The organism is Bradyrhizobium dasycarpum (assembly GCF_042019905.1).
Taxonomy (GTDB): domain Bacteria; phylum Pseudomonadota; class Alphaproteobacteria; order Rhizobiales; family Xanthobacteraceae; genus Bradyrhizobium; species Bradyrhizobium japonicum_B.
In genome coordinates, this window is the sequence record NZ_CP169574.1 from 640474 (window position 1) to 657494 (window position 17021).

10 protein-coding genes and 2 pseudogenes are annotated in these 17021 nt (G+C 63.9%); all 12 read left to right on the plus strand.

Annotated features, from left to right (window positions below):
- Nucleotides 1–87 precede the first annotated feature (87 nt).
- Nucleotides 88–675 (plus strand): SIS domain-containing protein, encoded by a 588-nt coding sequence (locus ACETMP_RS03290; protein WP_375159887.1) that lies wholly within the window; start codon nucleotides 88–90, stop codon nucleotides 673–675.
- 12 nt (nucleotides 676–687) lie between these two features.
- Complete coding sequence (locus ACETMP_RS03295; protein WP_375159888.1) at nucleotides 688–1707, plus strand: lysylphosphatidylglycerol synthase transmembrane domain-containing protein; 1020 nt, start codon at nucleotides 688–690, stop codon at nucleotides 1705–1707.
- A gap of 85 nt (nucleotides 1708–1792) precedes the next feature.
- Nucleotides 1793–3061, plus strand: a complete 1269-nt coding sequence (locus ACETMP_RS03300) for a methyltransferase domain-containing protein (protein WP_375159889.1) — start codon at nucleotides 1793–1795, stop codon at nucleotides 3059–3061.
- Nucleotides 3062–3431: 370 nt separating this feature from the next.
- On the plus strand, nucleotides 3432–3623 hold the full coding sequence (secE, locus tag ACETMP_RS03305) for a preprotein translocase subunit SecE (RefSeq protein ID WP_135166019.1): 192 nt from the start codon (nucleotides 3432–3434) through the stop codon (nucleotides 3621–3623).
- The gene (nusG, locus tag ACETMP_RS03310; RefSeq protein ID WP_007602985.1) at nucleotides 3623–4177 is read left to right on the plus strand and encodes a transcription termination/antitermination protein NusG; all 555 of its coding nucleotides are present in this window, start codon (nucleotides 3623–3625) and stop codon (nucleotides 4175–4177) included. Before secE ends, nusG begins: the two co-directional genes overlap by 1 nt.
- 131 nt (nucleotides 4178–4308) lie before the next feature.
- The gene (rplK, locus tag ACETMP_RS03315) at nucleotides 4309–4737 is read left to right on the plus strand and encodes a 50S ribosomal protein L11 (protein ID WP_006611824.1); all 429 of its coding nucleotides are present in this window, start codon (nucleotides 4309–4311) and stop codon (nucleotides 4735–4737) included.
- A gap of 6 nt (nucleotides 4738–4743) precedes the next feature.
- Nucleotides 4744–5436: a 50S ribosomal protein L1 gene (rplA, locus tag ACETMP_RS03320; protein ID WP_028137032.1), complete on the plus strand. Its 693-nt coding sequence runs from the start codon at nucleotides 4744–4746 to the stop codon at nucleotides 5434–5436.
- Between the two features lie 89 nt (nucleotides 5437–5525).
- A complete protein-coding gene (locus tag ACETMP_RS03325) occupies nucleotides 5526–6479 on the plus strand; it encodes a 2-hydroxyacid dehydrogenase (RefSeq protein WP_375159890.1) in 954 nt (317 codons plus the stop codon).
- Nucleotides 6480–7045: 566 nt separating this feature from the next.
- Nucleotides 7046–7564, plus strand: coding sequence for a 50S ribosomal protein L10 (rplJ, locus tag ACETMP_RS03330; protein WP_126258098.1), 519 nt, complete (start codon nucleotides 7046–7048; stop codon nucleotides 7562–7564).
- A 54-nt stretch (nucleotides 7565–7618) separates the two neighbouring features.
- Nucleotides 7619–7995: pseudogene (gene rplL, locus ACETMP_RS03335) on the plus strand (50S ribosomal protein L7/L12).
- A 515-nt stretch (nucleotides 7996–8510) separates the two neighbouring features.
- Nucleotides 8511–12629: a DNA-directed RNA polymerase subunit beta gene (gene rpoB / locus ACETMP_RS03340; protein ID WP_028137029.1), complete on the plus strand. Its 4119-nt coding sequence runs from the start codon at nucleotides 8511–8513 to the stop codon at nucleotides 12627–12629.
- 130 nt (nucleotides 12630–12759) lie between these two features.
- Nucleotides 12760–16957: pseudogene (gene rpoC, locus ACETMP_RS03345) on the plus strand (DNA-directed RNA polymerase subunit beta').
- Nucleotides 16958–17021: the final 64 nt, after the last annotated feature.

Genomic DNA, 17021 nt, shown 5'->3' on the forward strand with positions numbered 1-17021 from the left:
GCTCGCCGACTTTGCAAGCATTATACCTTTGCAATCCCTGGTGATAGCCGGTATCAGGGCATCATGTTGCAGTCGAGCCGCCAGCCCATGCCTGTCGAGTCCGTCGATCCCGATCACAAGGCTTTCCTCGTCGATTATGTCGGGCGCCTGCATCGCGCGACGGCTATCGACGACGGCGTTTTTGCCAGCATCTCCGCCACCCGCGCCGTCTGGTTGCGCACGCGCGAGCAGGGCGGCCGCGTCATCTTCATCGGCAACGGCGGTTCGGCGGGCATCGCCTCGCATCTGGCGATCGATCTGGCGAAGAACGCAGCGGTGCCTGCGCTTTGCTTCAGCGACGCCAGCATGATGTCGTGCCTCGCCAACGATTACGGCTTCGAGGATTGGATCGCGCACGCGGTGCGATTGAGCGCGCGTGCCGGTGACTGCCTCGTCGCGATCAGCTCGTCCGGGCGCTCGAAGAACATCCTCAATGCGGTTGCGCAGGCGCGGACGATGAAGCTCGACGTGATCACGCTGTCGGGCATGAATGCGGACAATCCCCTGCGCAATCTCGGCGACATCAATTTCTTTGTCGATAGTCGCAGCTACAACATTGTCGAGACGACGCACCAGTTCTGGATGATGGCCGCGATCGACCTTGTCATCGGTCGCGCGGAATATCCGGCATCCTGAGGCGGGCACCCGATGCAGTCGCGGTTCAAGCAGGCGGCCCTGTTTTCGGTAAAGCTGCTGCTGTCGATCGCCGTGCTGGTCTACATCGCGCGCGGTCTCGACCTGCAACAATTGCGCAGCCATCTTGTCTCGGTCGATCCTTTCCTGTTCGTCCTCGCGCTGACGCTGATTTTCTTCCAGACCTTCGTGCTCAATGGCCGGTGGGAGCTGATCATGCGTGCGCTCGGCGTCTCGCTGGACTGGCTCGCGGGCTGGCGCATTCTGATGATCAGCCTCTGGTTCAATCAGGTGTTGCCGTCGTCGGTCGGCGGGGACGCCGTGCGGATCTGGCTGCTGCGCCAGCGCGGCGTGCAGTGGCCGGAGGCGGTCAAGGGCGTTGCGGCTGATCGTTTCACGGCCCTGATCGGGCTGATCGTGCTGATGGTCGCCGGATTGCCGTTCCTCACGTCACGCGTGTCCAATCCGGCCGCGATCCTCGCCATCGGCGGGCTGACGCTGGCGGGCGTCGCCGGCACTGCAATCCTGTTGACGCTCGATCGTCTGCCCAGGCGCCTCGTTGCGCATCCGGCGATCGCAAGCTTCGTCCGGTTCGGAGCACTGGTCAGGTTCCTTCTCCTGCAATCGAAGAGTCGCGCTTTGCTGTTCGGATCGGCGCTCCTGATCCATCTCGTGACCGCGGCGGCCTGCTACGCCTTGGCGCGCGGTGTCGGCGCCCAGCTCTCGGTGACGGACGCCGGGGTCCTGATTCCGCCGGTCGTGCTGTTGACCGCGGTCCCGATCTCGATCAGCGGCTGGGGCGTTCGGGAGGGGGCGATGGTCGCCTGCCTCGGTCTGGCGGGCGTCCCTTCCGAGCAAGCGCTGTCGGTTTCGCTTCTGCTTGGCGCCATCAGCGTCATCATCGGGCTTGTCGGAGGTGTGATCTGGCTGGCAAGTCCGGAACGCGGATCGTATTCCGCGGACACCGCCGCCAAGGCGGCGGAGGAAGCGCCCAGCTACGACGGTCTGGGCAGGGAAGTCTCGAGCCAGCCATGACCCGCTTGAGCCCATTGCTGCCGATGTGGTTTTCACGGGGTGGGATTGCCTCACCCGATCGCCTGTCTCAATTTTCGGTTCCACGATGAAAAATCTGTTCTACGTCCGCCAAACCTGCCGCCTCTGCCACTCGGACAAGCAAGAGCTGGTCGTCCCGATGGCCGGCATGCCCATCGGCACACCGAACTTCCAGGTCCCCGACGCCAGCGTCGACGATCCCGTGTTCCGCGCCGCGGTGCCGATGGCGCTGCATCTGTGCAGGGATTGCGGCCATCTGCAGATTCTCCACGTCGGCAATCCGGAGATCCAGTACCGCAACTACGTCTACACCACGTCGCTCTCGCTCGGCCTGCGGGAGCACTTCGCGGGGTATGCCAACGACGTCGTCAGCCGCTTCGCCATCGCGCCGGGCTCGCTGGTCGTCGAGCTCGGCAGCAACGACGGATCGCTGCTCGGCTTCTTCAAGGAGCGCGGGATGCGGGTGCTCGGCGTCGATCCCGCCGTCGAGATCGCGCGGCGCGCGACGGAGGCGGGGATCGAGACCATCGGCGATTTCTTCACCGATGCGATCGGGCGTCGCATCCTGCAGAGCCACGGTGCGGCGAGCGTCGTGATCGCCAACAACATGATCGCCAATGTCGACAATCTCGATCCCCTGGTGATCGGCGTTCGCGACGTGCTCGCGCCGGACGGATTGTTCGTCTTCGAAACGCAATATGGCGTCGACGTCACCGAGAAGAACCTGCTCGACACGGTCTATCACGAGCACCTGTCGTATTTTAACATCAAGCCGCTGATCCGTTTCTTTGCCCGGCTCGGCATGGAGCTGATCGACGTCCAGCACATCTGGACCAAGGGCGGCTCGATCCGCGTGACCGTGCAGCGCGCCGGGGGCGCCAAGAAGCCGTCGGCGGAGGTCGCGCGCTTCGTTGCCGAGGAAGAGCGGCTCGGTGTCGACCAGCCGGCCTATTATGCGCCCTACGTGAAACGGATCGCCGCCATCCGCGATGAGCTGGTCGCGATGGCGGACGCTGCCCATGCGCGCGGTCAGCTCGTCGCCGGCTACGGCGTCTCGGTCGGCACCACGACCCTGCTGCCGCAGTTCGGCCTGGAGAACAAGATCGACTTCCTGGTCGACGACGACCCCAAGAAGGGGAACGTGATGGCCGGTCCGGGCTATGACATCCCGATCCTGCCGCCTGCCGCCCTTTACGAGCGCAAGCCGGCGTTCGTGGTCGTCTTCGCCTGGCGCTATGTCGACCCGATCCGGGCCAAGCACGCCCGCTATTTCGCCGAAGGCGGAAAGTTCGTGGTGCCGCTGCCGGGCGTTTCGATCGTCGAACGGGCCGACTGATCGCGCGGCGGCCGACGCGGCGAGTGCCCCGACGGGGCGCCCTGAAGCAGGCGGTTGGAAGCCGCGGGTCATGTCGTGCCGGGGTGGGGCGGATAAGCCTTTGATCGAGCTTGGCTCTGCTCTCCCGCCGGGGGAGATCGGCTCACCTGGGGCGCGCCCTCTATATCTTGACCTTTGGGCCTATCCGCAGTAGATACCCCGCACTCGCAGCCGGCCCGTTAGACGCGGATCTCCGGCGCGGCTTTGAAATCCCCGAACAATCGAGCCCGGTTTCCGGCTCATCCTTCGAGATAGAGGGCTGGGCCAACGGCGGCTGTTCGGATCCCTGAAATTCATTCGCGTCTGTCGACGGACGTTGGACATCAAAACGATGGCAGTCAGCCCGTTCAAGTTCTTGCAGGAAGTGCGCTCGGAGACCGCCAAGGTCACCTGGCCGACCCGCCGCGAGACCACCATCACCACCATCATGGTGTTCGTCATGGTCGCCGTGGCCTCGATCTTCTTCTTCGCCGCCGACCAGGTCATCCGCGTTCTCATCACCTTCCTTCTGGGCATTCACTGATGGCAACAGCAACCGCTCAACTGTCCGACAAGCGCTGGTACATCGTCCACGCCTATTCGAACTTCGAGAAAAAGGTCGCCGAATCGATCCGCGAGCAGGCCAAGCAGCGCGGGCTCGAGGAGCTGTTCGAGCTGGTGCTGGTGCCGACCGAGAAGGTCACGGAAGTGCGCCGCGGCCGCAAGATCGACGCCGAGCGCAAGTTCTTCCCCGGCTACGTGCTGGTGAAGATGAAGCTGACCGACGAGGCGTTTCATCTGATCAAGAACACGCCGAAGGTCACGGGCTTCCTCGGCGCGGAAAACAAGCCGATGCCGATCTCGGAAGCCGAAGCCATGCGCATCCTGCACCAGGTGCAGGAGGGCGTGGAACGGCCGAAGGCGTCGGTGTCGTTCGAGATCGGCGAGAATGTGCGCGTGGCCGATGGCCCGTTCGCCTCGTTCTCGGGCGTCGTCGAGGAGATCGACGAGGCGCGCTCGCGGGTGAAGGTCGCGGTGTCGATCTTCGGTCGCGCAACGCCGGTCGAACTGGAATTCGGTCAGGTCGAGAAGGTCTGAGCGGGTATTGCGCGAGACTTCGGTCTTGCGCAGCAAGAGGCGTGGGAGGACGAGGGCGGTTGCCAGCCGCCGTTGATCCCGACCACGAACCTGAAACCGCCGGCGGCATGCCGGCACAACAGGAGTGATACATGGCAAAGAAAGTGACCGGATACCTGAAGCTTCAGGTCCCGGCCGGTGCGGCGAATCCTTCGCCCCCGATCGGTCCCGCGCTCGGTCAGCGCGGTCTCAACATCATGGAGTTCTGCAAGGCGTTCAACGCCCAGACCCAGAAGGAAGAGAAGAACACCCCGATTCCCGTGGTGATCACGATCTACGCCGATCGTTCGTTCACCTTCGAGATGAAGACGCCCCCGATGTCGTTCTTCCTCAAGCAGGCTGCCAAGATCCAGTCCGGGTCGAAGGCGCCGGGCCGCGACAAGGCCGGCAAGGTGACCAAGGCGCAGGTGCGCGAGATCGCCGAGAAGAAGATGAAGGATCTCAATTGCGATTCCATCGAATCGGCCATGAAGATGGTCGAGGGCTCCGCCCGTTCGATGGGCCTGGAAGTTGCGGGGTAAGCGGTCATGGCAATCGGAAAGCGTTTGAACAAAGCCCGCGAAGGTGTTGACCGCGAAAAGCTTTACCCGCTGGCGGACGCCATCAAGATGGTCAAGGAGCGCGCGAAAGCGAAGTTCGACGAGACCATCGAGATCGCGATCAACCTCGGCGTCGATCCGCGTCACGCCGACCAGATGGTCCGCGGCGTCGTGACCCTGCCGAACGGCACCGGCCGTACGCTCCGCGTTGGCGTGTTCGCCCGCGGCGCCAAGGCCGATGAGGCCAAGGCAGCGGGTGCCGATGTCGTCGGCGCCGAAGACCTGGTCGAGAAGGTGCAGAACGGCTCGATCGATTTCGACCGCTGCATCGCCACCCCCGACATGATGCCGCTGGTAGGCCGTCTCGGTAAGGTGCTCGGCCCGCGCGGCCTGATGCCGAACCCGAAGATCGGCACCGTGACCATGGACGTCACCGGCGCGGTGAAGGGTGCCAAGGGCGGCTCGGTCGAGTTCCGCGTCGAGAAGGCCGGCATCCTGCAGGCCGGCGTCGGCAAGGCCTCGTTCTCCGAGGAAAAGCTGGTCGAGAACATCAAGGCCCTGGCTGACGCCGTCTCCAAGGCCAAGCCAGCCGGCTCCAAGGGCACCTACATCCAGCGCGTTGCGGTGTCCTCGACGATGGGCCCCGGCGTGAAGGTCGAGCCGGGCACCATTCTCGGCTAAGCCTGAAAATTGCATGAGGCGAGGGGCGGAATTGGGCAACCGATTCCGCCCCTCGTCGTTTGTGGCGGCGCTCACTGGAAACAAGAACAATGGGTGACAAGGTCCTGATCTATTCGCGCTTTCCCAAGACGATGATGGCGCGCTTCGCCGAGCGCTTCGAGCTGCTCGACACCGGCGGCAAGCCCGCGCGAGACGTGTTTCCGGCCGAGGAGCTCGACGACATCCGCGCGCTGCTGACCGCCGGCGGCTCGCCGCTCGGTGCGGAGGCGATGGTCCTGTTTCCCAAGCTCGGCGCCATCGTCTGCTACGGCACCGGCTATGACGGCGTCGACCTGACGGCGGCCGCCAGCCGCAATATCGCGGTCGGCCACAGTCCCGGCGCCAACGCGGCCTCGGTCGCCGACATCGCGATGACCCTGATGCTGGCGACGACGCGGCGGATCCTGGTCGCCGACCAATATGTCCGTAGCGGCGATTGGGCCGCCTCGAAGCCGTCGCCGATGATGCGCCCGCAGGCCGGCATGCCCGGCCGCCGCATCGGCGTCTACGGCATGGGCGAGATCGGCCGCAAGATCGCGGCGCGCTGCGCCGCCTTCGAGAGCGAGATCGGCTATTTCAGCCGCACCCGATACGATCTGCCCTATCGATATTTCCCGTCGCTGGAGGCGCTGGCCGACTGGTGCAGCGTGCTGATGATCGCGGTCCGGGCAGGGGCCGAGACCCAGCACGTCGTCAACGCCGACATCCTGAAGCGGCTCGGGGCGGACGGTTACGTCGTCAACATCTCCCGCGGCTCCGTGATCGACGAGAAGGCCCTGGTCGCGGCACTCACCGACAAGACCATCGCCGGCGCCGGCCTCGACGTGTTCGAGAAAGAACCGCACGCCCCCGACGCGCTGACCGCGCTGCCGAACGTGGTGTTCGCCCCCCATGTCGGTGGCCACACCCTCGAATCGCACGTTGCCATGCAGAACTGCGTGCTGGCCAACCTGACCGCGTTTTTCGCGGGCAAGCCGCTGCCCTATGCGGTCAAATCGGCCTGAATCGGCCCGTCCGGCAACGGATTGGAACTGGTGTGAATTTTGCTCTTGGCAAGCAAGCCCGGAGCGGTTAAAGAACCGCCTCCGGACGTGCCGGCCTCGGCTGGCGCTTTCGTGCATGCATTCCGAAAACCCGACACGACAGGAGATCATTCCTTTTCAGGACGTCCGTGAGGATTTGCCCGAAAAGGAAGGAGAACCCGTCTGTTGGTGGAATGTGGGCAGGGGTCGGGCGGTTCGCCGGCTGACCCTGTCCTGTCCGAGACTGCAGGCGCCTGCGGGAAATCTCGATTTCTCAACGGCTTAATCGCATGGCCTGCATAGACGGGTGAAGACCGGATTTCACTTCGCATCCAGCTTTAAGGGCTGGTCGCGAAACGGGTCTGGTTCGGACCTCGACACGCCGTGGGCGCCCTCAGGTGCTCCCGGAGGGCAGGCTTTGAATTGTCGTCTCGCCCGGCGCGTGTCCGAAGGGGATTTTGGCCCCGAGGTTCAGGTTTTGGGTGGGACGATGGGTGCAACCCGGCGGTCCCGCTTTCGCGATGACCGCCAACCGGAGAGAGCTTGCTGTGGAACGAGCGGCAAAAAAAGAGGCGGTCGAACAGCTCAATGAGGTCTTCAAGACCACGAGCGTCGCGGTCGTTGCTCAATATTCCGGCCTCACCGTCGCCCAGATGCAGAAGCTGCGCCAGCAGATGAAGCAGGCGGGTGCCGCGGTGAAGGTCTCGAAGAACCGTCTCGCCAAAATTGCTCTTGAAGGCACTGACGTCGTTGCCATCGGCCCCATGCTGAAGGGACCGACCGTGATCGCCACTTCGAACGATCCGGTAGCGGCGCCAAAGGTCGCCATCGAATTCGCCAAGGCGAACGAAAAGTTCGTCATCATCGGCGGCTCGATGGGAAAGACCGTCCTGAATGTCGACGGCGTGAAGGCCCTTGCCTCGCTGCCGTCGCTTGATGAACTGCGCGGCAAGATCGTCGGCCTCATCGTGGCCCCGGCGACCAAGCTGGCTCAGCTCGCCAATGCGCCCGCGGGCAAGCTCGCGCGCGTCATCCAGGCTCATGCCTCAAAGGGCGAAGCGGCCTGACGCCCTTCGCAAAACTCAAACCCGAACCAGACTTACACGTAAGGAAACTGAACAATGGCTGACTTGCAGAAGATCGTTGACGACCTCTCGAGCCTCACCGTGCTCGAAGCTGCTGAACTGGCGAAGCTCCTCGAAGAGAAGTGGGGCGTTTCGGCCGCCGCGGCCGTCGCCGTGGCCGGCCCGGCTGCCGGTGGCGCCGCTGCCGCTCCGGCGGAAGAGAAGACCGAGTTCACGGTCGTTCTCGCCAGCGCCGGCGACAAGAAGATCGAGGTCATCAAGGAAGTCCGCGCCATCACCGGTCTCGGCCTGAAGGAAGCAAAGGACCTCGTCGAGGGTGCTCGAAGCCGCTGAAGGAAGGCGTGAACAAGGAAGAAGCCGACAAGATCAAGGCCCAGCTCGAGAAGGCTGGCGCCAAGGTCGAGCTCAAGTAACGCAAGTTACTTCAGCGAAATCCCGGGCTCGCGAAGCGAGACCCGGGATCTCGTCCCCAGATCGTGGATGGCCGAGTCAAGCCCGGCCATGACGACCGGAAAGACGGGCGCCTGATGCAAAAGCCGTGCGACGGAACGTCCCGACGCGGGCTGAACACGAAAAAGTGTGGGGATTTGAGGGTTTACCCCTCGAATCTCCACTATTGTCGCCCCATATCGGGTCGGCAGCACGAAAGCGCGGTGGCGGGGGTCCCGGATCCCTGTAAGCCGTTGGGAGAGCAAGCTATTTCGGGCTTTTGCAGTCCGTGAAGACGATCGTTGTGACGGGCGGGCGCGCAGCAGCGCCCCGCGCGTCGTTTTGCGTTTTGAAGGTCTGAAGAACAGATTCAGGACATTCTCGCCTGAACCTGAGTCTGCGGCCCCCAAAACGGGTTCGAAAAATTCAACCCGGGGAGCGGTGGCAGCCGCGTCCTGGACGGCGCGCCCAGATCGGGCGACGAAAATGAGAGGCCACGATGGCGCAGCAGACATTCACCGGTCGCAAACGCGTTCGCAAGTTTTTCGGACACATCAAGGAAGTGGCCGAGATGCCGAACCTCATCGAGGTTCAGAAGGCGTCCTATGACCAGTTCCTAATGGTCGATGAACCCCAGGGTGGGCGTCTCGACGAGGGCCTCCAGGCGGTGTTCCGCTCGGTGTTTCCGATCTCCGATTTCTCGGGCACCTCGATGCTGGAATTCGTCCGCTACGAGTTCGAGCAGCCGAAATACGACGTCGACGAGTGCCGTCAGCGCGGCATGACCTTCGCGGCTCCCCTCAAGGTGACGCTGCGCCTCATCGTGTTCGATATCGACGAGGAAACCGGCGCGAAGTCGGTGAAGGACATCAAGGAGCAGGACGTCTACATGGGCGACATCCCGCTCATGACGATGAACGGCACCTTCATCGTGAACGGCACCGAGCGCGTCATCGTCTCGCAGATGCACCGCTCGCCCGGCGTGTTCTTCGACCACGACAAGGGCAAGACCCATTCCTCGGGCAAGCTGCTGTTCGCCGCCCGCGTGATTCCGTATCGCGGCTCCTGGCTCGACATCGAGTTCGACGCCAAGGACATCGTCTATGCGCGTATCGACCGCCGCCGCAAGATTCCGGTGACGTCGCTGATGTTCGCCCTCGGCCTCGACGGCGAGGCGATCCTGTCCACGTTCTACAAGAAGATCCTCTACAAGCGGACGAAGGAAGGCTGGCGCGTTCCGTTCGACGCCAACCGTTTCCGCGGCTACTCGACCGTCAACGACCTGATCGACGCCGACACCGGCAAGGTCGTGCTCGAGGCCGGCAAGAAGCTCACCGTCCGTGCCGCCCGCCAGCTCCAGGAGAAGGGGCTGAAGGCGCTGCGCATGTCCGACGAGGAGCTGGTCGGCAACTACGTCGCCGAGGACCTCGTCAATCCGAAGACGGGCGAGATTCACGCCGAAGCCGGTGAGGAGATCACCGACAAGCTGATGAAGTCGCTCAACGAGCAGGGCTACAAGGAGCTGCCGTTGCTCGACATCGACCACGTCAATGTCGGCCCCTACATCCGCAACACGCTCTCGGCGGACAAGAACATGACGCGCGAGGACGCGCTGTTCGACATCTACCGCGTGATGCGTCCGGGCGAGCCGCCGACGCTGGATTCGGCGCAGGCCATGTTCCAGTCGCTGTTCTTCGACGCCGAACGCTACGACCTGTCCGCGGTCGGCCGCGTCAAGATGAACATGCGCCTCGACCTCGATGCGCCCGACACCCAGCGCACGCTGCGCAAGGAAGACATCCTCTCCGTCATCAAGACGCTGGTGGACCTGCGCGACGGCAAGGGCGAGATCGACGATATCGACCATCTCGGCAACCGCCGTGTGCGCTCGGTCGGCGAGCTCATGGAGAACCAGTACCGCATCGGCCTGTTGCGCATGGAGCGCGCGATCAAGGAGCGCATGTCCTCGGTCGATATCGACACGGTCATGCCGCAGGACCTGATCAACGCCAAGCCGGCGGCTGCCGCCGTGCGCGAGTTCTTCGGCTCCTCGCAGCTCTCGCAGTTCATGGACCAGACCAACCCGCTGTCGGAGATCACCCACAAGCGGCGCCTGTCGGCGCTTGGACCGGGCGGTCTGACCCGCGAGCGCGCCGGCTTCGAGGTGCGCGACGTGCATCCGACGCATTACGGCCGCATCTGCCCGATCGAGACGCCGGAAGGTCCGAACATCGGCCTGATCAACTCGCTCGCGACCTTCGCGCGCGTGAACAAGTACGGCTTCGTCGAGACGCCGTACCGCAAGGTCAAGGACGGCCGCGTCACCGACGAGGTCGTGTACCTCTCGGCGATGGAAGAGGGCCGCTACACGGTCGCGCAGGCCAACGTGCCGCTCGACCCGAAGGGCCGCTTCACCGAAGACCTCGTGGTCTGCCGTCATGCCGGCGAAGTCTTGCCGGTGACGCCGGACAAGGTCGACTACATGGACGTGTCGCCGAAGCAGCTGGTTTCGGTCGCCGCGGCGCTGATCCCGTTCCTCGAGAACGACGACGCCAACCGCGCGCTGATGGGCTCGAACATGCAGCGCCAGGCGGTGCCGCTGGTTCGCGCCGAGGCGCCGTTCGTCGGCACCGGCATGGAAGGCGTGGTTGCGCGCGACTCGGGTGCTGCGATCGCGGCGCGCCGGTCGGGCGTGATCGACCAGATCGACGCCACCCGCGTCGTCATCCGCGCCACGGAAGATCTCGATCCGACTAAGTCGGGCGTCGATATCTACCGCCTGATGAAGTACCAGCGCTCCAACCAGTCGACCTGCATCAACCAGCGTCCGCTGGTGAAGGTCGGCGACATCGTCAAGAAGGGCGACATCATCGCCGACGGTCCGTCGACCGATCTCGGTGAGCTCGCTCTGGGACGCAACGTGCTCGTCGCGTTCATGCCGTGGAACGGCTACAACTTCGAAGACTCGATCCTGCTCTCCGAGCGGATCGTGAAGGAAGACGTCTTCACCTCGATTCACATCGAGGAGTTCGAGGTGATGGCCCGCGACACCAAGCTCGGACCCGAGGAAATCACCCGCGACATTCCGAACGTCTCGGAAGAAGCGCTCAAGAACCTCGACGAAGCCGGTATCGTCTACATCGGTGCGGAAGTGCGCGCCGGCGACATCCTGGTCGGCAAGATCACGCCGAAGGGCGAAAGCCCGATGACGCCGGAAGAGAAGCTGCTGCGCGCCATCTTCGGCGAGAAGGCCTCCGACGTTCGCGACACCTCGCTGCGCGTTCCTCCGGGCGTGCAGGGCACGATCGTGGAAGTGCGCGTGTTCAACCGTCACGGCGTCGACAAGGACGAGCGTGCGCTGGCGATCGAGCGGGAAGAGATCGAGCGTCTGGCCAAGGACCGCGACGACGAGCAGGCGATCCTGGACCGCAACGTCTACAACCGTCTTGCCGAGCTGCTCGAAGGGCGGCAGGGCATTGCGGGTCCCAAGGGCTTCAAGAAGGACACCAAGATCACCCGTGCGGTGCTCGAGGAGTACCCGAAGTCGCAGTGGTGGCTGTTCGCTTCGCCGAACGACAAGCTGATGGCCGAGATCGAGGCCATGCGGAAGCAGTACGACGAGTCGAAGAAGGGGCTCGAACAGCGCTTCCTCGATAAGGTCGAGAAGCTTCAGCGCGGCGACGAATTGCCGCCCGGCGTGATGAAGATGGTCAAGGTCTTCGTCGCGGTGAAGCGCAAGATCCAGCCCGGCGACAAGATGGCCGGCCGCCACGGCAACAAGGGCGTGGTGTCGAAGATCGTGCCGATCGAGGACATGCCGTTCCTCGAAGACGGCACGCATGCCGACATCGTGCTCAATCCGCTCGGCGTGCCCTCGCGCATGAACGTCGGACAGATCCTCGAGACCCATCTCGGCTGGGCCTGCGCCGGCCTCGGCAAGCGGATCGGCCAGACGGTCGATGCGTACCTGTCGAAGCAGGACATCAAGCCGCTGAAGGAGACCTTGAAGAAGGTCTACGGCGACGACGAGACGATCAAGTCGCTCAACGACAATGAGCTGATCGAGCTTGGCCACAACTTGAGCCGCGGCGTGCCGATCGCGACGCCGGTGTTCGACGGCGCCAAGGAAGCCGACATCGAGGAGATGCTGAAGCTTGCGGGTCTCGACGCCTCGGGCCAGTCGACCGTCTATGACGGCCGCACCGGCGATCCGTTCGATCGCAAGGTGACGGTGGGCTACATCTACATGCTCAAGCTGCACCATCTGGTCGACGACAAGATCCACGCGCGTTCGATCGGTCCATACTCGCTCGTCACCCAGCAGCCGCTGGGCGGCAAGGCGCAGTTCGGCGGCCAGCGCTTCGGCGAAATGGAGGTGTGGGCGCTCGAGGCCTACGGCGCGGCGTACACGCTCCAGGAGATGCTGACGGTGAAGTCGGACGACGTCGCCGGCCGTACCAAGGTGTACGAGGCGATCGTGCGCGGCGACGACACGTTCGAGGCCGGTATTCCGGAATCGTTCAACGTGCTGGTCAAGGAAATGCGCTCGCTCGGCCTCAACGTCGACCTGCACAACTCCAAGGTGGGACCGGCGCCGACGTCGGAAGCGGCCGAGTAATTCGACCTGTCATGCCCGGCCCTTTGCGGCCGGGCACCGGCGCCCCACCCGAGGCCTTGAGGGCAGGGCGCCTGCTTGAAGTGATTTTCGAATTTGCGGCCGGAGGCGACCGGCACGCGAGGAGAAGACGATGAACCAAGAAATTATGAATCTCTTCAACCCGACGACGCCGGCTCAGGTCTTCGACCAGATCCGGATCTCGATCGCGTCTCCAGAGAAGATTCTGTCCTGGTCCTACGGCGAGATCAAGAAGCCGGAGACCATCAACTACCGCACCTTCAAGCCCGAGCGCGACGGCCTGTTCTGCGCCCGCATCTTCGGGCCGATCAAGGACTACGAGTGCTTGTGCGGCAAGTACAAGCGCATGAAGTACAAGGGCATCATCTGCGAGAAGTGCTCGGTCGAGGTCACGCTGTCGCGCGTCCGGCGCGAGCGCATGGGCCATATCGAGCTCGCAGCCCCGGTCGCCCACATCTGGTTCCTGAAGTCGCTGCCCTCGCGCATCGGCCTTCTGCTGGACATGACGCTGAAGGATCTCGAGCGGATCCTCTACTTCGAATATTACGTCGTGCTCGAGCCGGGTCTGACCGCGCTCAAGGACCGTCAGCTGCTGTCCGAGGACGAGTATCTGAAGGCGCAGGACGAATACGGCCAGGACAGCTTCACCGCCATGATCGGCGCCGAAGCGATCCGCGAGCTGCTCAAGGGCATGGACCTCGAGAAGCTGGAGGCTTCGCTCCGCGTCGAGATGCAGGAGACCGACTCCGACATCAAGCACAAGAAGCTCGCCAAGCGCCTCAAGATCGTGGAAGCGTTCCGCCACTCCGGCAACAAGCCGGAATGGATGATCATGACCGTGGTCCCGGTGATTCCGCCGGACCTGCGTCCGCTGGTGCCGCTGGACGGCGGCCGCTTCGCGACCTCGGACCTCAACGACCTCTATCGCCGCGTCATCAACCGCAACAACCGCTTGAAGCGGCTGATGGAGCTGCGCGCGCCCGACATCATCATCCGCAACGAGAAGCGCATGCTTCAGGAAGCGGTCGATGCGCTGTTCGACAACGGCCGCCGCGGCCGCGTCATCACGGGCGCCAACAAGCGCCCGCTGAAGTCGCTCGCCGACATGCTCAAGGGCAAGCAGGGCCGCTTCCGCCAGAACCTGCTCGGCAAGCGCGTCGACTATTCGGGCCGTTCGGTGATCGTGGTCGGTCCCGAGCTGCGCCTGCATCAGTGCGGCCTGCCGAAGAAGATGGCGCTCGAGCTGTTCAAGCCGTTCATCTATTCGCGGCTCGACGCCAAGGGCCTGTCCACCACGGTGAAGCAGGCCAAGAAGCTGGTCGAGAAGGAGCGGCCCGAGGTCTGGGACATCCTGGATGAGGTGATCCGCGAGCATCCGGTGCTGCTCAACCGCGCGCCGACGCTGCATCGCCTCGGCATCCAGGCGTTCGAGCCCGTGCTGATCGAGGGCAAGGCAATCCAGCTTCACCCGCTGGTCTGCTCGGCGTTCAACGCCGACTTCGACGGCGACCAGATGGCCGTGCACGTTCCGCTGTCGCTCGAAGCGCAGCTGGAAGCGCGCGTCCTGATGATGTCGACCAACAACATCCTGCATCCGGCCAACGGTCAGCCGATCATCGTGCCGTCGCAGGACATCGTGCTCGGTCTCTACTACGTTTCGATCATGCGCGAAGGTCTGCCCGGCGAGGGCAAGATCTTCGGCGACATGGCCGAGCCTCGAGCACGCCCTGCACGCGAAGGTCATCCACCTCCACACCAAGATCAAGTACCGGTGGCAGGGCATGGACGAGACCGGCAAGGTCTCGACGCGCTGGATCGAGACCACCGCCGGCCGCGTCATGCTCGGCAACCTGCTGCCGAAGAACCCGCGGATTTCGTACGAGATCATCAACAAGCTGATGACCAAGCGCGAGATCTCGGGCGTGATCGACCAGGTCTACCGTCACTGCGGTCAGAAGGAGACGGTGATCTTCTGCGACCGCATCATGGCGCTCGGCTTCTACAACGCGTTCAAGGCCGGCATCTCGTTCGGCAAGGACGACATGGTCGTGCCGCACGGCAAGTGGAAGATCGTCGATACCACCCGTACGCTGGCGAAGGACTTCGAGCAGCAGTACAACGACGGTCTGATCACCCACGGCGAGAAGTACAACAAGGTCGTCGACGCCTGGTCGAAGGCTACCGAAGAAATCGCCAAGGCGATGATGAAGGAGATCTCCTCGACCAAGAAGACGGCGAGCGGGGCCGATGCCGACATCAACTCGATCTACATGATGGCTCATTCCGGTGCCCGCGGTTCGCCGGCCCAGATGCGCCAGCTCGCCGGCATGCGCGGCCTGATGGCCAAGCCGTCGGGCGAGATCATCGAGACGCCGATCATCTCGAACTTCAAGGAAGGCCTCTCGGTGCTCGAGTATTTCAACTCGACCCACGGCGCCCGCAAGGGCCTCGCGGACACCGCGTTGAAGACCGCCAACTCCGGCTACCTGACCCGTCGTCTGGTCGACGTCGCGCAGGACTGCATCATCACGCAGAGCGACTGCGGCACCAAGCTCGGCATCAAGATGCGCGCCATCGTCGATGCCGGCACCGTGGTCGCTTCGCTGGGCTCGCGCATCCTCGGACGCACGGCCTGCGAAGACATCCGTGACAGTTCCGGCAAGGTGATCATCAAGCGCGACACGCTGATGGAAGAGAGCCATCTGGACGCCATCCAGCAGGGTGGCGTGCAGGAGGTGAAGATCCGCTCGGCGCTGACCTGCGAGCTCGTCAACGGCATCTGCGGCAAGTGCTACGGCCGCGACCTCGCCCGCGGCACGCCAGTCAACCACGGCGAAGCCGTCGGCGTCATCGCGGCGCAGTCGATCGGCGAGCCGGGCACCCAGCTCACCATGCGCACCTTCCACATCGGCGGTGCGGCGCAGCTGAACGAGCAGTCGTTCGTCGAAGCCAACTTCGACGGCAAGATCGTGATCAGGAACAAGGCCATCGCCCGCAACAGCGAAGGCCACCTGATCGCGATGGTGCGCAATATGGTGGTGGCCATCGTCGATGCCGACGGCACCGAGCGTGCGACGCACCGCGTCCAGTACGGCTCGCGCCTGCACGTCGACGAGGGCGACATGGTCAAGCGCGGCCAGCGCATCGTCGAGTGGGATCCCTACACCCGTCCGCTGCTCACCGAAGTCGAAGGTACCATCGGCTTCGAGGATCTGGTCGAGGGGCAGTCGATCTCGGAAACGCTCGACGAGGCCACCGGTATCGCCAAGCGCGTGGTCATCGACTGGCGCTCGACCCGCGGCGGCTCGGACCTGCGTCCGGCCATCGTGGTCAAGGGCAAGGACGGCAAGGTGCTCAAGCTCGCCCGTGGCGGCGATGCCCGCTACATGCTGTCGGTCGACGCCATTCTCTCGGTCGACGTCGGAGCCAAGGTCAACCCGGGCGACATCCTCGCCCGTGTCTCGACCGAAAGCGCCAAGACACGTGACATCACCGGCGGTCTGCCGCGGGTGGCGGAACTGTTCGAGGCACGGCGTCCGAAGGATGCGGCGATCATCGCCGAGATCGCGGGTACCATCCGGTTCGGGCGCGACTACAAGAACAAGCGCCGCATCTCGATCGAGCCGATGGACAAGACCGACGAGCCGCGCGAGTACCTGATCCCGAAGGGCAAGCACATCCACCTTCAGGACGGCGACATCGTCGAAAAGGGCGACTTCATCGTCGAAGGCAACCCGGCACCGCACGACATCCTCGCGGTCAAGGGCATCGAGGAACTCGCGGCCTATCTGGTCAACGAGATCCAGGAGGTCTACCGGCTCCAGGGCGTGCTCATCAACGACAAGCACATCGAGGTGATTGTCCGTCAGATGCTCCAGAAGGTGGAGGTCACCGACCAGGGCGATACGGACATGATCTCGGGCGAGCAGGTCGACAAGATCGAGTTCGACGCGTTGAACGAGAAGGCTAAGGAAGAGGGCAAGAAGCCCGCCACGGGAACGCCGGTTCTGCTCGGCATCACCAAGGCGAGCCTGCAGACCCGTTCGTTCTTCTCGGCGGCCTCGTTCCAGGAGACCACCCGCGTCCTCACGGAAGCGGCGGTCAACGGCAAGGTCGATCCGCTCGAAGGCCTCAAGGAGAACGTCATCGTCGGCCGGCTGATCCCGGCGGGCACCGGCGCCTCCATGGCCAAGATCCGCGAAGTCGCCATGAAGCGCGACAAGCTGATCCTGGACGAGCGCGAGAAGCAGGCGGCGGTCGTGTCGCCCGCGCCGGAAGCGGAGCTTCCCGCGCTGCCGCCCGCGGAATGATCGTTCATCCGTAGGAATACTGAGACACTGAAAAGGCCGGCGCAAGCCGGCCTTTTTGCTGCAT

Bases quoted from the DNA above. Each gene is read 5' to 3' on its own strand.
- ACETMP_RS03290 (WP_375159887.1), top strand. From the start codon at position 88: ATGCCTGTCGAGTCCGTCGATCCCGATCACAAGGCTTTCCTCGTCGAT.
- ACETMP_RS03300 (WP_375159889.1), top strand. From the start codon at position 1,793: ATGAAAAATCTGTTCTACGTCCGCCAAACCTGCCGCCTCTGCCACTCG.
- rplA (WP_028137032.1), top strand. From the start codon at position 4,744: ATGGCAATCGGAAAGCGTTTGAACAAAGCCCGCGAAGGTGTTGACCGC.
- nusG (WP_007602985.1), top strand. From the start codon at position 3,623: ATGGCAACAGCAACCGCTCAACTGTCCGACAAGCGCTGGTACATCGTC.
- ACETMP_RS03325 (WP_375159890.1), top strand. From the start codon at position 5,526: ATGGGTGACAAGGTCCTGATCTATTCGCGCTTTCCCAAGACGATGATG.
- rpoB (WP_028137029.1), top strand. From the start codon at position 8,511: ATGGCGCAGCAGACATTCACCGGTCGCAAACGCGTTCGCAAGTTTTTC.
- secE (WP_135166019.1), top strand. From the start codon at position 3,432: ATGGCAGTCAGCCCGTTCAAGTTCTTGCAGGAAGTGCGCTCGGAGACC.
- ACETMP_RS03295 (WP_375159888.1), top strand. From the start codon at position 688: ATGCAGTCGCGGTTCAAGCAGGCGGCCCTGTTTTCGGTAAAGCTGCTG.
- rplK (WP_006611824.1), top strand. From the start codon at position 4,309: ATGGCAAAGAAAGTGACCGGATACCTGAAGCTTCAGGTCCCGGCCGGT.